This is a genomic window from Vagococcus sp. CY53-2 (assembly GCF_022604695.1).
GTDB lineage: Bacteria > Bacillota > Bacilli > Lactobacillales > Vagococcaceae > Vagococcus.
Window position 1 is genome coordinate 536,847 of record NZ_JALAHP010000001.1, and the last position, 14,778, is coordinate 551,624.

Consider the following 14,778-nt stretch of genomic DNA (forward strand, 5'->3'; position numbering starts at 1 on the left):
ATAAAATAAAAACTACCAAGCCAATTCATTTATGCTTAGTAGTTTTTCTATTTAATAAATAGTTTAGAATATATCACCGTTAAAAATAGAATTCTTAACAATCACATAATCTACTTTGCGAATGGCTTCAACATCTTTTCCACCAGCGTAAGAAATAGACGATTGCAAATCTTGCTGCATTTCGTTTAATGTATCTTCTAATTTTCCCTTAAATGGTGTCCAGATTTTTTTGCCTTCAACATTTTTATGTTCACCTTTTTGAAATTCAGAAGCACTTCCGAAATATTCTTTATACAATACACCATCTTCTTCTTTCATCTCACCTGGTGACTCTTCATGTCCAGCAAATAATGAACCTATCATAACCATAGTTGCTCCAAAGCGAATAGACTTCGCAATATCACCATGTGTTCTAATACCACCATCTGCGATCAATGGTTTTCTAGCAGCTTTACTGCATCGTCTTAATGCTGAAAGTTGCCAACCACCAGTACCAAATCCTGTTTTTAATTTAGTAATACACACTTTGCCAGGTCCAATCCCAACTTTTGTGGCATCAGCTCCAGCATTTTCTAATTCTCTCACTGCTTCAGGCGTTCCAACATTTCCTGCAATGACAAATGTTTCTGGTAATTGTTTCTTTAAGTGTTTAATCATATTAATTACTGAATCAGAATGACCATGCGCAATGTCAATGGTAACATATTCAGGGACTACATTTTCTTCTTTTAATTCATTAACAAAATCATACTCAGTTGCTTTAACCCCTACACTAATTGAGGCAAATAAGTCTTTATCATGCATATCTTTAATAAATTGTTTTCTCGCTTGTTCATTGAAACGATGCATAATATAGAAATATCCATTTGAAGCTAAATATTCAGCAATTGACTCATCAATAATAGTCTGCATATTAGCTGGTACAACTGGCATCTTAAATTGTCTTCCACCCAGAGTGACTGTCGTGTCACATTCCGAACGACTGTTAACAATACACTTGTTTGGCACTAATTGAACGTCTTCATAATCAAAAATCTTCATTTCCATCCTCCTAGAGAGTCAAAATGTGATATTTGGAATAAAAAGACGAATTATTATTTAAAAATAATAATATATCGTTTCTTATTCCTTTGATAATCTACACCATATTTTAAAAAAAAGCAAGAACTTTCATTAAAGTTCTTGCTTTTTATAATATTATTGTTCGTCTTTTATAAATATTACAAATTTTGAGTCTTCATAAATCGAAGCGACATCAAAATCAAAATACCTGTCACTATAACTATAATTAAGTTATTCATGATCAAAACCCCTGTTATAGAAAAATTTTAATACTAATGGGATAAATGACAGCATACTAGAAACAGCAGATTGTATCATTCCTAATCCTATGAACAGAAAAAAAGTCAAACTATTCTCTCTTAACATGATTGTTGCTGTTGCTATAATGACCAAACTATTAATATAAGAAATAAAACTAGAAATAAACACTCTCCAAAAGAAGAACCAGCCATATTAATTCCTTGATTAATCCCTGTTATGAGTGATTGAATATCGACTACTTGTAATAATTTAAATAAAATTAACGAAAACGAGATGAATATCAACACCAACGTTAACAATACATTCCATAAAAAGATGGCTCCAATTTTTGCAAAAAACTACTGTGTGCAATTAATATCAGATGATACTAACATACTCATAACATGATTCTTATAATCCATTGACACCAATGAAAAGGATAAAGAAACATAAAAATCATATTGGCAAAAATGGTTAACACTAAAAATACTACCATAAAGCCAAAGAAGTAATTATCAATAATATGAGTAAAATAAATCGTTACAAAAATATTAATGATAGCTAAAATACTTGTCGAAATAATATAATTTTTATCTCATATATATTTAAATCATTCCATTTTAAAAATTTGTGTACCTGTCATACTAATTACTCACCCCATTCAAATGATCATCTAATACTGTGACTTTTTTTATTTCATAGATATTAATATTTTGATCATTTAATAGCTGTGTTACTTCTGACTATCGTTCATCTTTAATGTCTACTCGGATACAACCATTAGGAAGTACCTTTGAATAATAGTTTAAATTTCCAATATAATTAAAAATGTTTCTTGATTAGAGGTATCTATATCTCGTATTTTGGTATCTTCTATATCCCGTAATGATATTTGTCAAACTGGATGTCCTTTTCTAATAATGATGACTTCCTCACATAACATTTCAATGTCATTTTTGACGTGTGATGACATAATTAATGTCATACCTTGTGATGTCATCTTTTTTAAATAAAATTTAAACCAATCCACTGTTTCACTATCTAATCCTCTAAATGGCTCATCTAAAATTAAAATATTGGGATCGTATAACACACGCTATCAATAGGATAAGTTTTTTAACCATTCCATAAGAGTAAGTTTTTACCTTATTTCCAAGATATTCTTTCTTTATAGACAGATACACCATCTAATACAATAACTAAATTAGTTAAGGCATTATTATCTCCTCTTACGGATATCTCATTGATTTTAACGTCTCCCTAATAATCTGTAACAATATTAGTCTAGTCATACACTTAAATAAGGTGATCTTTCCAGCTCCATTTGGACCTATTACACCATAAGTTTTTCCACTTTCAAATACCAATTAATCAACAAATAATACTCCAAGAGATCCGTATTTTTTTTACTAATTGATTGATTTTCCCCTTTATCATCTATAATAATTTAAAGCCTGATGCTTGATATAATTCATACCATTCTTGACGTGTTAATTCAACACCAGTTGATTGCGATATTTCCTTAATTCTTTCTGGATTCATACTACCAACGATTGTTTGAATATTAGCTGGGTGTCGATTAATCCATGAAGTGGCAATCACAGTTGGTGTCACTTGATAGCGATTAGCAATATTTTGTAAACAGTTATTTAACTCTTTAAAGTCTGGATGATTAATAAATACTCCTTCGAAGTAACCAAACTGATAAGGAGACCAAGCTTGTACAGTTAGTTGTTTTAGTCTCATATAATCTAATACTGAGCCATCACGATTAATGCCTGTTTCATTTTCCATATTAACATTCATATTGGTTGACACCATCCCAGCATGTTGTAAACCAAATTGTAATTGATTCACTATCAATTTATCCGATAATGATTGTTGTAACAATTCTACCGTGCTTGGTGCAAAGTTGCTCACCCCAAAGAAACGGACTTTACCCGATTTTTTTAATTCATAAAAAGCTTCAGAAATCTCATCAGGTTCCATCAACGCATCTGGACGATGTAGTGCTAATACGTCAAGGTAATCTGTCTGTAAACGTTGCAAACTTCCTTCAACTGATGAGATAATGTGCTCTTTTGAAAAATCATAGTACCCTTTTCTAATACCGCATTTTGATTGAAGATAAAATTGGTCTCTTGATACATTTAAGCCCCTGATGACTTCACCAAAAAGACGTTCAGACTCTCCATCACCGTAAATATCTGCATGATCAAAAAAGTTTATTCCAACTTCCATTGATGCTGTTACCACTTCTTTTGCTTTTTCGGTTGATAAACCTGCCATTCTCATACATCCTAGTGCAAGTTGGGACGCCTCGATTGATGACGTTCCAATTTGAATTTTTTTCATAATACAACCTCCTTATATTTGTTGATCGATTAGCTCTAAATTCAAACGATTGATATAAACACGAATTTCTTTTCTAGCTACTTCATAATTTTTTTCTAATAATAACCTTGATAATTTTTTACTTAATTTATGTGTTTCATCATACAAAAAATTAATGGAAACATTGGGAAATTCGACTAATTTTATAGAAGTTATCTGTGTTAAAATAGTCGATTTCATTAACTCATTATTTAAGGGTGATAAAAATTGTTGCCAAAATAAATCATAATAATATTCTTTATTTGATGATGGTTTATTTAATTCTTCCATAGATAAAAATGACTGATCATCGATTAAATATTCTTTAATTTGTAACTGAAACAGATAATGGGAACAAAGCAACTCAATCAATTGGGTTCGTTCCGTAAATTCTTTATTGCTTATTCTTTCTTTTTTTACTATGACACCCCGATTGGCTTCTTTTTTTAAATAGTTTTCATCAATTAATTGATCAATTGCCGATCGAATCGGCGTTCGACTAACTTTTAAATCATTGGCTAAATCTTGCTCAATAATATGATATCCATTCAACCACGTATCAGTTTCAATTTGCTTTTTGACATAATCATAAACTAATTTTTGCGTTTTACCTTTTTTCACTCTGACCATCCTGAATCTCAACAGAATCACTTATCAATCCTGCATATTTTATTTCTTGTAAACTTTCTTGCTTATTAATTGGAAAAACTTGAGCAAAGCCTTCTTGTTGAGTATGTCTAAAACCATCATTAAGAAAAAATTGCCATTTATTTTTCTTTTCCATTAAATTATAGAGCGCTTCTTTTTCTCCCTTATATAACGGTAATAAATAGGTTGGCGCTAATTGCCTCACAGCAGGCAGAGAAAAATTACAAATACTTTTTATATGTAAATCAAATACAGATAAGCTACATGAATGAATCGTCAAAATATCATGTTCTCTTGGAAACGTATAGATATTATTAACATATAAATTGTCTTCATTCGTTAAAAAATAAGACACTTTAACCGTGCCAGATACGCCTAATTCAGAAGCAATTACTTTAGTAATTAATTCCATTTGGTTTACTGTATCCTTCTTTAAATCTTCCCATTCTTCAAACGATTCAATATAAGGTAATTCACCAATGTTTGTCGCTTCTATCCTAATAGGAGGAAATATAGTGTAATATCCCTCGTCATTTAGGCATAGCGTAATTTCCCATTCACTTTGCTTTTCAATATAGGATTCCACAACACAGAGACCCTGTTGAATCAAAGGTACGGTTTGATTAATTTCAAAAGCACTATGAATAATCAAATTATTATCCCAACCATATAATTGACGATTTTCTTGTTTAATAATACAAGGGTACCCTATCCTTTCTGCTGCATCATAAACATCAGAGACGACAACAGCCGATTCATATGGTGTTATATTAATTGAATGACTATCTAAAAATTGCTTTTGTAAATAACGATTTTTAACAATAGAATGAGCATACATATTTTGAGAAAAAAAAGTTTTTTCTGCTAAATATTTATAAGTATTTTTATCTAATGTTTCTGTAATAACCGTTACGACATCAGATACTTCAGCTAATTTCAATAAACTAACTTCATCGTTTATATTACAAACGAAATGTATGTCGGCTGTTTTTCCTGCTATACAATTTTGAGACTCTGATAAAACAGCTACTTTATACCTCATTTTTTTAGCAGACAATACTAATTGATAGGATACAATGCCTCCGCCAATTATACCTATTGTGCTACCAGGTAAAATTCTTTCCGACAAATCTTTCACTACCTTCGCCTTTTCTTTTAAAACACTTTAATAGTATCAATCTATCGGGTATGTGTAAAGGTTAAAACACGAAAAAAAGCAAGGATAGATTGTCATCTATCACTTGCTCTTCCTATTTTATTGACACTCTAATTATTGACTTAAAAACAACTTTTTTTACCTATATCAAATTATACAGTATCTCGATTAATCAATAAACTCGATTTCGTTATTTTTTAGAGAAATCACACGAGCTAATGAATCTACAGTGTAGCCTTGCTCTTCTAATAATTGTCTACCATCTTGAAAAGATTTTTCAATGACAATCGATACAGCTTCAATAGTCGCCCCAGCTTGTTTACATAACTCAATTAATCCTAATGCTGCCTGTCCATTAGCTAGAAAGTCATCAACAACTAATACATTGTCACCTTCTTCAAGATATTTATTAGAAATGGCAATGGTATTTGTCACCTGTTTGGTAAATGAATACACTTCAGATGTTAAAAGCTCACTATTCATTGTTAAACTTTTTTGTTTTCTAGCAAACACAACTGGAAGTCCCATATGTAATCCAATAAATACTGCCGGAGCAATACCTGATGACTCAATGGTTACAATTTTTGTTACACCTTTATCTTTGTAAGTTTGTGCCACATGTTGACCAATTTTATTCATTAAATTTGGATCAATTTGATGAGTTAAAAAGCTATCAACTTTCAAAATATTTTCATCCAAAACTCTACCTTGTTTAACAATTGTTTGTTTTAATAATTCCAATTTTTCTCCTCCAATGATATATAAGATAAAAAACCCCTTTTACATAAGTAAATAAGGGGTTTTTTGTCCTTTTATTTACTCATAGACTGATATTTTCGGTATCAGGTAGAAACGACTTACCATATTAAAGTCATATATAAGTGATTATTTTGTTGTTGTTAGTGATGATAATTTTGTTGGGGCAAAACTTTCTGCTAACTGAGTAACCATATTGATACCTAGTTCATTGACAACATCGACAGACTTAGTTGATTTTTTTTCTTTTTTATCACTATTTTTAGCTACTTTATCATATTGTTTTAAATTATATGTATCAATTAAACCATTTAAACGTTTATGATAACGTCTATCTTCTTTATTTTGTGCAGTTAGGTAAGCTGTTACTTTTCTAGGTGTATCTTTTTTAGAACGCGTCATTTCTTGATAACTCGTTTTATCTTTCTTCAGCTCTGCAACATAATCATCAATAGCCTCATTGTTATCTGAATACACTTTATATTCTTTTAAATCAAGCGTTGTTTTTTTTGTTTCAATATCTGTTTTTAATGTTTCAACTTTAACAGTCTGATTATTAGAATGACCAGTCACTTGATAAATATTATGTTTTTCCATCAATTCATTGTTTCCTGAATTACTTTTAATAATTGCTTCAGCAATTAAAACAGAAGCATATAAATCATTTTTATCTGCTACATCTTCAATTTTAGGAGCAATCTCTTTAATAAAATTTTCTGTTTCTTTTGTTTTATCAATAGTCTCTTTTTTAGCTTTTTTTGAATCATATTGTGTTAAATCATATGCCTCAATTAATCCATTTAATTTTTCATGATATCTCGAATCAGTTGCATATCTTCCAGTTAAATATTTTGTTGCTTCTTGATAGTTAGATGTATTAGATTTCCAAGCTCCTTGATAAAAAGTCGAACGGCCAGATATTCCACCAGACATCAGCATAGCGTAATCTTCCAATGATTCTTTATAACTTGGGTATTTTCTAAATTTAGCATTAATAGTATATAAACCGCCGTCACTATTTTCTTCTAGTGTAGCCATCTCAACAGACTCATTTTTATAAGAGCCTTTAATACCAAATAAATTATGATTTGGAGTCCTAGATAAACTACTATTGCCAGAACCACTTTCGAGTATTGCTTGTGCTATCATAATAGACGCATAAAGATTATTTTTTTGACCAATTTCTCTTGCATCTTCACCTATTTCTTCGATAAACTCCGCAGTTGTTTGGTTTCGTGAATAATTAATAAGTGACTTTTCATTTTTTACATTACTTGCATTGGAAGGTGAGGCGCTACTAGAAATTGCGCTATTTGACGAGCTTGGTTTAGACATTGATGTATTAGAATTTTTATCTGGTCTAATACTACTATCCTCGTTTCTACTAGAAGAAGCGTCTGTTGTCGAGCTTGATGAGCTCGAGGAACTTGTTTCATTAGTTGATGGTTTTGTCGGTTCTGTTGAACTACTTGTTGATGAATTACTACTACTTTCCTGTGTACTACTTGAACTAGAAGTTTCTTCAGATGACGTACTCGAAGAAGAGTCAGCTGTTGAACCAGATGACTCTTCTATAGTATCTTCAGAATTGCTACTTTCTTTTACATTACTCTTTAGAATATTCTCATTAACATTTAGACTATATAAAGGTTTAGGGGATGAGGATATTTTATCTGATTCTGCAATAGATACGACCTCTAAGATAGGCAAACAAACTGACATAACAGACATACTAACGCCTATAATGGTATTGGCAATAAGTTTTTTAGACAAATTTTTCTTTTCTTTCCTCATTATATTCCCCTCCCCCTATTAAATACGGTCAATATCTCCAATTTTTTCTAATTTTCTTAATAATTCTGAAAAGACGCTTTCAGATTCATATTTAATAGATTCTAACTTACGATAATAATTACGAGCCTCTTGACTAATGGTACTTAATTCAGACTCGGCATCAACTATTCTACGTTTTGCTTCCTGATTAGCTGTTTCAACGATTTCTCTTGCTTTTGATTGAGCTTCTATCATAACTTGAGCTATATCAGATTGATTCATACCAATTTGTTGTTGTGATTTAGCACGTCTTAATTGTTCTTTTGTTTGTCTTAATTCTTCTTGTAACACTTCAATTTCTGGTGAAGACTCAGAGCGTAATTTTTGTACTTCTTCTTCAAGTTCTTGTGCGCGACTTCGCTCACCGCTTAAGTCAGTTAAACTAGCTGTTAAACGTTCTTGCTGTGTTTTCATACCATTAATTTCTTGTTCAAGCTCATCAATAATACGTTGATTTTCACGTAATTCAGCTAGCTCTTTTTCTAATTTTTCAGTTTTGCTTAATTGATTTTCAAGATTTTCAGTCATTGTTGTTAACTCCTGTTCCATTTTCTCACGTTTTTCATTAGCTTCTTTAGCCAATATTTTTTCTTCTTCATATTGATTAGTCAGAATATTTTCTAATTCTTTTGATTGTTGGAGTTCATCTTGCAATTCAGTTAATACTCGCTGAATATCTTTTAATTCTAGCAATTCAACCGTTGTTTTATTTAACTCTTCTTCAACCTCTTTTAGACTTGATATTAACCGATTATTTTCTTCAGATAATTCATTAATTTGTTTTTGATGTTCGATTATTTGATTTGCTTTATCTTGTAATTCTTTTTCTAAGTTTTCCACAACTTCTTTATTTACAAAAGAACCCTCTTGGCTCTTAGCTTTTGTTAATTCAGTTTGTAATGATGAAATCGTTTCGTCCATAGTATTAATTTTATTTTTCAATTCTTGAACTTCATCGTCTTTTTCATTTGATTCATTTGCTAATCTTAATACATCTTCTTCTTTTATTTCTAAAAGTGTTGTCATTTCCTCTAATGCTGATTCTTTATTAGATAAGGCTAGCGTCAATTCCTCAATTTTAGTATTTTTAGTCTCAATTTCTTGTGATGCTTGCACCAATTCTTGATCTAATGACGTCATATTACTTGCAAACTGAGTGATTTGATCATCTTTAGTTTGCCTATCAGACTGTAATGATAAGAATTGCTCTTTTAGATTATCTAATTCTAGCGTTAATTGTGTTTTTTCATCGACTAAATTATTATTTTCTTCTTTTATTTTACTGTAATCAGATAAATCACTTTCCAATTGTTGCTGTTCGTTTAATTTTGTCTCTAATTCAACAATTTGGCTTCCTAACAAGTCATTGTATTCTTTTACTTTTTCAGCTTCTTCCAATTCTTGTTCATACGTGTCTTTTTCAAGTAATAGTTGATCTATTTGAGCTTTTAATTGGTCATTTTCATTCTCTAACGCAACCAAATCAACCTGATTAGATGATATACTAGTATTATTATCTGAAATACTAGTATTTTCGCTTTCTACAACTTCTGTTGGTACTGAAAAGTTTTCTTCTTCAAAAGCAGAATTAGTGTAAAACTGATTAGATTCACTATATAAATCATCTACATTATCTGAATTACTATCCTCTAAAACAGGAATACTAGGCTTAACACCCTCATTATCGTCTTCATAGTAATAATAATAGTAATAATCATCATCGTCTTCACTGTCATAAAACAACTCTTCTGTTGTTTGCGGCAAATTTTCTGACTCATAATCTTCTTCATAATCTTTTTCTGGATTATCGTTTTGTCTTCTTAGCCATTTACTAAACAACCAACTTTCACCTCACTATATTTCCCTATCTAATCGTCACAATGTTCTATAAGTAAGCAAAAAGGTAATTATAGAAATTGTACATATATAATGAAATTATATCACACAGTCATTATTATGCAAGATTTTTCGGGGTATGTCTTTTCATGTTAATTCTTTATAAATCTATGTCATTGATGATACTCTTTGTACACTTCTTGTTTTTTTAACCCTCTTATTTTAGCGACTTCTTTAATTGCTTCCTTTACTGTCATGTCTTCTTGTTCAGAGACTAAATTAACATGTTCGGCAATAGACATATCACTATCATAAGATATCGTTTCTTCTTCAACGACATTTTCTATTAGCAAGCAACACTCACCTTTTATAGGATGGTTCGATAGATAATTAATAACTTCTTGAACACTTCCTCTGATATATTCTTCATGTAATTTAGTCAGTTCTCGGCAAAGAACAACTTGTGTTTCTTCTGAAAACACTTGTTCCATTGTTGCCAGTGTTTTTTCTACTCTATAAGGCGATTCATAAAAAATGATAGTCGCATTAACCCCTTTTAATTTTGTTAATTCAGCCACCTGTTCTTTCTTTTTTCGTGGTAAAAAACCATGAAAATAAAACGGTTGTGGGGATAGTCCACTAGCAATAAGAGCGGTCATCCCTGCTGTCGCTCCTGGTATAGATACAACTGATATACCTTCTTTAATACACGCCACAACCAAATCATGTCCTGGATCACTAATAGAAGGCATACCTGCATCACTTACTTGTGCGATATCTTGTCCTTCTTGCAATAACTTGATTAATGTTGGAATTTTATCATGTGAGTTATGCTCATGTAGACTAATTTGCTTTGTTTTTATATCAAAATGATTTAATAATTTTTGAGTGTTTCTTGTATCTTCACTTGCAATGAAAGATACTTCCTGCAACAGCCTTACAGCACGAAACGTCATATCCTCTAAATTACCAATTGGAGTCGGAACTAGATAGAGCTTTCCTTTATCATCTTGTATGGCAAAACTTTTTTGACAATTCATCTTTTCCCTCCTTAAAAAAGCTGGTGGGAGAAACTCCCATCCAGCTTATTTACCATAAATCATACTAGAACAAAAGACACATTCTTCTTGATTTTCACGTCTCGAACCATAAAAATCTTTACAAACATGGAATCCTTGCTCATATAGTTTTTCTAAATTTAATCTTGATTTTGATAATTCCTGTCTTCCGTCGTCTACTATTTCTTGTTTTTCTAATTTATCCAACTTATCATGGAGATGCTGATTTTCTAATTTTAAGTTTAAGTTTTCTTCTACTAAATTATCAACAATCGGTTTCATCTCTTTGACTTGAAATAACATGGTTTCTAATTGACGTTCAACATTGACCAACTCATCATATAATTTCATTTTATCCATGCTATTCTTCCTTTAACCATTTTCTTTTCCACCATTTATCAACTCATCATACTGATATTCAACTGGGGTTTCCCTTGAAACTAATTTTACCTTAATCACTTCATTTAAAAGATTTAATCCAATTACTTTTCCTATACCATCTGGCGTTTGAACTTTCTCACCAAAATCTGGCATCATTTTACGAAGTCTTTCATATTCATCATTTTCGTAGTTCAAACAACACATCAATCGACCACACAATCCAGAGATTTTGGTTGGATTTAATGATAAATTTTGGTCTTTTGCCATTTTAATAGAAACAGGAACAAAATCGCCCAAAAACGTGCTACAACACAAAGGTCTACCACATGGACCAATACCGCCTAATTTTTTTGCCTCATCCCGAACACCAATTTGTTTTAATTCAATTCGTGTTTTAAAAATCGAGGCTAAATCTCGTACCAGCTCGCGAAAATCAATACGCCCATCAGCTGTAAAACTAAACATCATTTTACTTCTATCTAGTGTGTACTCAACATCAACTAATTTCATCTCTAACTGATGTTCACGTATTTTTTTATTAGCCACATCAAAAGCATTTAATGCATCTATTTTATTTTCTTTAACTTGTTCCAATTGCGTCTCATCAGCTAGTTGAATTATCATATTTAAATCGTCAGGTAAATCTTTTTTGGCGACTTGTTTATTAGGTAAAGCAACTTCTGCCACATTTTTTACTGTTTGTGACTCCACTACAACTTTTTGCTTATATGAATACTGTTCACCTTTTTGAGGTAAATAGTAATAAATACGTCCAGATGATTTAAATCTTACACCAACTACTTCTATCACAGTGTATTCCTCCTAATGAGATGTCATAATTCTCAAAGCTAGTTGTTCACATGTATTTTGAAAACTAACATTTGATGCTAGTTTTTGTTTTGCTTGTGTAGCATTCATAATCATTCTAACATAGTCGATACTATTAGAAAACTGTGTATTAATTTGTTTACGCATCTTTATCTTCATCATCGCAACTAACATATCTAATAATTGTCGTTGCTGCATTTTATCTTGTGCTTGTTTTATCAAATATTGTTGAACAAAAAGAAAGGCTCTTGCATCATTTTTTTCAAAATAATCCAACCACTTAGACAATAAATCCCTTGTACTGTTAAACCACTCATCGTTTGCTAATTCAATTGCTTCTTGCATTGAATTAGTCAATTCAACTAACAAATCAACATGAGCTAGTGGCTGATCTAATGTTAATATTTCTTGTTTTAAACGATCTTTTGCCAACTGCTTTAACAGAATTAATTGACATCTTGATTGGATAGTTGGTAATAGTGACATAGCGTTATTCGTCAAGAAAAAAATAGATATTTCTCCATCTGGCTCTTCAATAAACTTTAATAGACTATTAGCAGATTGCACAGTCATTTTTTCAGATTCCAAAACCAATAAGACTTTCCTTCTTGATTCTACCCCACTACTTGTAAAAAATGATTTTATTTGCCTAATTTGATCTACTTTGATTGTCTGTCCATCCGGCTCTATTTTGGCAATATCTGCATGTTCATCCTGCTCGATACGTAAACAAGAACGACACTTTCCACAAGGTATACCATTACTGTCAAGAGACTCACAAAATAACCCCTGACAAAGAAACAAAGCGAAATCTTTTTCTTCTTTAACATCACTACCTTGAATAATATAAGCGTGACTCATTTTTTTATCTTTAAAAACCTGACTAAATTTTTGATATAGTATAGGTTGTGTCATTAATATTTTTTCTTTTATGGCACTCATTAAAAATGATAGAACCCTTCTACTGGTAGAACAAATACAGTGGCTCCCCCAACTTGTATTTCAATAGGATGAGTGGAATGAGCATCCATCGCGATATCTAAAGAAATAGGAGGGGTTATATATTGCTCTCTAGAATGACACACTGATTTAATAATCGATAGGACTTCTTCAACACGTTCATCCTCAATCCCAACAATAAATGTAGTATTTCCGGATTTTAAAAAGCCCCCTGTTGTAGATAATTTTGTTGCACGTATATTTTCTTTATTAAAATGGTTTTGTAAACGTGAGCTATCCTTATCTTGAATAATTGCTAATAATAATTTCATTGTTATCACCCTTTACTTGATTTAATAAACATACTTGAAAAAGTTTCTTTAATTAAATTATAACAAGTATCTACAACGTTTTCTATTGATTGACTTGCATCAATCTTTTTTATTCTATTTGGTTCTAATTCCAGTAAAGTTAAATAGGCTAATCGAACTTGTTCGTGAAAATCCAATGATTCTTTATCTAAGCGGTCCAACTCAGCTTCACTACGTCCCTTGTTGATACGACTTAACCCAACTGATGCTTCAACATCTAGATATAGTGTCAAATCAGGGTAGTTTCCTTCAATAGCAAAGTCATTAATCTGACGAACCTCTTCAACTCCGATACCCCTTGCTGCGCCTTGATAAGCGATAGAACTGTCGATAAATCGATCACAAACAACCAAATGATTTGTTTCTAAAGCTGGTAAAATTTTTTCAACTAAATGTTGTCTTCTAGCGGCTGCATATAATAATGCTTCTGTTCGCTCGTCCATCATTGTATGAGTTGGATTTAAAATAACCTCACGGATTTTTTCAGAAATCGGGATGCCTCCTGGTTCTCTTGTTGTCACTATGTCAACATTTAACTCATGAGACATTTTTTTTATTAATTCTTCTATAACTGTTGATTTTCCAGCACCATCTGGGCCTTCTATCGTAATAAATACTCCATTTCGTGACATTTATTCATTATCCTCCATTACAATTCCGTTCGTCCTTCAACTGCTTTTAACAATGTAATCTCATCTGCATATTCTATATCACTACCAACAGATAATCCATGTGCCAAGCGTGTCACTTTTATTCCTGAAGGCTTAATTAAACGAGACAAATACATAGCCGTTGCTTCACCATCGGTTGTGGCATTCGTTGCAATAATGACTTCTTTTACTTCATTGTTATGTAATCTTTTAATTAAGCTAGCAATGTTTAAATCATCTGGTCCAGTCCCATCCATAGGAGAAAGGACACCATGTAGTACATGATATAGTCCTTTATACTCTCTTACCTTTTCTAAAGACATAACATCTTTGGTTTCTTCTACTACTAAAATCGTTGATTGGTCACGATTTGGATTACGACAAATATCACATGATTTTTCTTCTGTGATATTTCCACATATCTCACAAAAATGCAAATCACGCTTCACACTGATTAATGATTTGGCAAAATCTGTCACATCTTCTTCTTTCATATTGAGTGTGTAAAATGCCAAACGAGTTGCCGTTTTGGCACCGATACCTGGTAATTTCATATAACTATCAATTAATTTTGCAATAGGGGTTGGATACTGCATGCAAAACCCTCCTTTTTCTGTCAAAAAACAGGAAGTCTCCCTCCTGTTTTT

General features: G+C 31.5%; 15 protein-coding genes and 1 riboswitch. All 15 genes read right to left on the reverse strand.

Features of this window, described 5'->3' with window-relative positions; translation table 11 throughout:
• Positions 1-63 precede the first annotated feature (63 nt).
• Positions 64-1,041 carry a GMP reductase gene (gene guaC / locus MN581_RS02600; RefSeq protein WP_117972963.1) on the reverse strand — a complete coding sequence of 326 codons (978 nt, stop codon included), beginning with the start codon at positions 1,039-1,041 and terminating at the stop codon, positions 64-66.
• Between the two features lie 1,490 nt (positions 1,042-2,531).
• Positions 2,532-2,669 (reverse strand): ATP-binding cassette domain-containing protein, encoded by a 138-nt coding sequence (locus tag MN581_RS10145; protein ID WP_347247399.1) that lies wholly within the window; start codon positions 2,667-2,669, stop codon positions 2,532-2,534.
• 70 nt (positions 2,670-2,739) lie between these two features.
• Positions 2,740-3,657, reverse strand: coding sequence for an aldo/keto reductase (locus MN581_RS02605; RefSeq protein WP_117972965.1), 918 nt, complete (start codon positions 3,655-3,657; stop codon positions 2,740-2,742).
• 12 nt (positions 3,658-3,669) lie between these two features.
• Positions 3,670-4,296 carry a GntR family transcriptional regulator gene (locus tag MN581_RS02610; RefSeq protein WP_158559434.1) on the reverse strand — a complete coding sequence of 209 codons (627 nt, stop codon included), beginning with the start codon at positions 4,294-4,296 and terminating at the stop codon, positions 3,670-3,672.
• A complete protein-coding gene (locus MN581_RS02615; protein WP_147340777.1) occupies positions 4,283-5,452 on the reverse strand; it encodes an ATP-grasp domain-containing protein in 1,170 nt (389 codons plus the stop codon). The genes MN581_RS02610 and MN581_RS02615 overlap by 14 nt, the downstream gene beginning before the upstream one ends.
• Positions 5,453-5,647: 195 nt before the next feature.
• Positions 5,648-6,220 carry a xanthine phosphoribosyltransferase gene (locus MN581_RS02620; protein WP_117972968.1) on the reverse strand — a complete coding sequence of 191 codons (573 nt, stop codon included), beginning with the start codon at positions 6,218-6,220 and terminating at the stop codon, positions 5,648-5,650.
• Positions 6,221-6,282: 62 nt separating this feature from the next.
• A riboswitch (purine riboswitch) is annotated at positions 6,283-6,380 on the reverse strand.
• Positions 6,365-8,029, reverse strand: coding sequence for a glucosaminidase domain-containing protein (locus tag MN581_RS02625; RefSeq protein WP_241699140.1), 1,665 nt, complete (start codon positions 8,027-8,029; stop codon positions 6,365-6,367). Its footprint overlaps the riboswitch before it by 16 nt.
• An 18-nt stretch (positions 8,030-8,047) precedes the next feature.
• Complete coding sequence (locus MN581_RS02630) at positions 8,048-9,907, reverse strand: hypothetical protein (RefSeq protein WP_241699141.1); 1,860 nt, start codon at positions 9,905-9,907, stop codon at positions 8,048-8,050.
• 170 nt (positions 9,908-10,077) lie between these two features.
• Positions 10,078-10,944 carry a 16S rRNA (cytidine(1402)-2'-O)-methyltransferase gene (gene rsmI / locus MN581_RS02635; protein ID WP_117972970.1) on the reverse strand — a complete coding sequence of 289 codons (867 nt, stop codon included), beginning with the start codon at positions 10,942-10,944 and terminating at the stop codon, positions 10,078-10,080.
• Positions 10,945-10,989: 45 nt separating this feature from the next.
• The gene (locus MN581_RS02640) at positions 10,990-11,322 is read right to left on the reverse strand and encodes an initiation control protein YabA (RefSeq protein ID WP_117972971.1); all 333 of its coding nucleotides are present in this window, start codon (positions 11,320-11,322) and stop codon (positions 10,990-10,992) included.
• A 12-nt stretch (positions 11,323-11,334) separates the two neighbouring features.
• The gene (locus MN581_RS02645) at positions 11,335-12,153 is read right to left on the reverse strand and encodes a stage 0 sporulation family protein (RefSeq protein ID WP_241699142.1); all 819 of its coding nucleotides are present in this window, start codon (positions 12,151-12,153) and stop codon (positions 11,335-11,337) included.
• A 12-nt stretch (positions 12,154-12,165) separates the two neighbouring features.
• Positions 12,166-13,086 (reverse strand): DNA polymerase III subunit delta', encoded by a 921-nt coding sequence (locus tag MN581_RS02650; RefSeq protein WP_158559435.1) that lies wholly within the window; start codon positions 13,084-13,086, stop codon positions 12,166-12,168.
• Between the two features lie 26 nt (positions 13,087-13,112).
• Positions 13,113-13,442 carry a cyclic-di-AMP receptor gene (locus MN581_RS02655; RefSeq protein ID WP_117972974.1) on the reverse strand — a complete coding sequence of 110 codons (330 nt, stop codon included), beginning with the start codon at positions 13,440-13,442 and terminating at the stop codon, positions 13,113-13,115.
• 5 nt (positions 13,443-13,447) lie between these two features.
• Positions 13,448-14,113, reverse strand: a complete 666-nt coding sequence (gene tmk / locus MN581_RS02660; protein WP_117972975.1) for a dTMP kinase — start codon at positions 14,111-14,113, stop codon at positions 13,448-13,450.
• Positions 14,114-14,130: 17 nt separating this feature from the next.
• On the reverse strand, positions 14,131-14,727 hold the full coding sequence (gene recR, locus MN581_RS02665; RefSeq protein ID WP_117972976.1) for a recombination mediator RecR: 597 nt from the start codon (positions 14,725-14,727) through the stop codon (positions 14,131-14,133).
• Positions 14,728-14,778: the final 51 nt, after the last annotated feature.

Coding starts and splice junctions, on each gene's coding strand:
- guaC (WP_117972963.1), bottom strand. CDS start 1,041: ATGAAGATTTTTGATTATGAAGACGTTCAATTAGTGCCAAACAAGTGT.
- MN581_RS02605 (WP_117972965.1), bottom strand. CDS start 3,657: ATGAAAAAAATTCAAATTGGAACGTCATCAATCGAGGCGTCCCAACTT.
- MN581_RS02625 (WP_241699140.1), bottom strand. CDS start 8,029: ATGAGGAAAGAAAAGAAAAATTTGTCTAAAAAACTTATTGCCAATACC.
- rsmI (WP_117972970.1), bottom strand. CDS start 10,944: ATGAATTGTCAAAAAAGTTTTGCCATACAAGATGATAAAGGAAAGCTC.
- MN581_RS02640 (WP_117972971.1), bottom strand. CDS start 11,322: ATGGATAAAATGAAATTATATGATGAGTTGGTCAATGTTGAACGTCAA.
- MN581_RS02650 (WP_158559435.1), bottom strand. CDS start 13,086: ATGACACAACCTATACTATATCAAAAATTTAGTCAGGTTTTTAAAGAT.
- MN581_RS02655 (WP_117972974.1), bottom strand. CDS start 13,442: ATGAAATTATTATTAGCAATTATTCAAGATAAGGATAGCTCACGTTTA.
- tmk (WP_117972975.1), bottom strand. CDS start 14,113: ATGTCACGAAATGGAGTATTTATTACGATAGAAGGCCCAGATGGTGCT.
- recR (WP_117972976.1), bottom strand. CDS start 14,727: ATGCAGTATCCAACCCCTATTGCAAAATTAATTGATAGTTATATGAAA.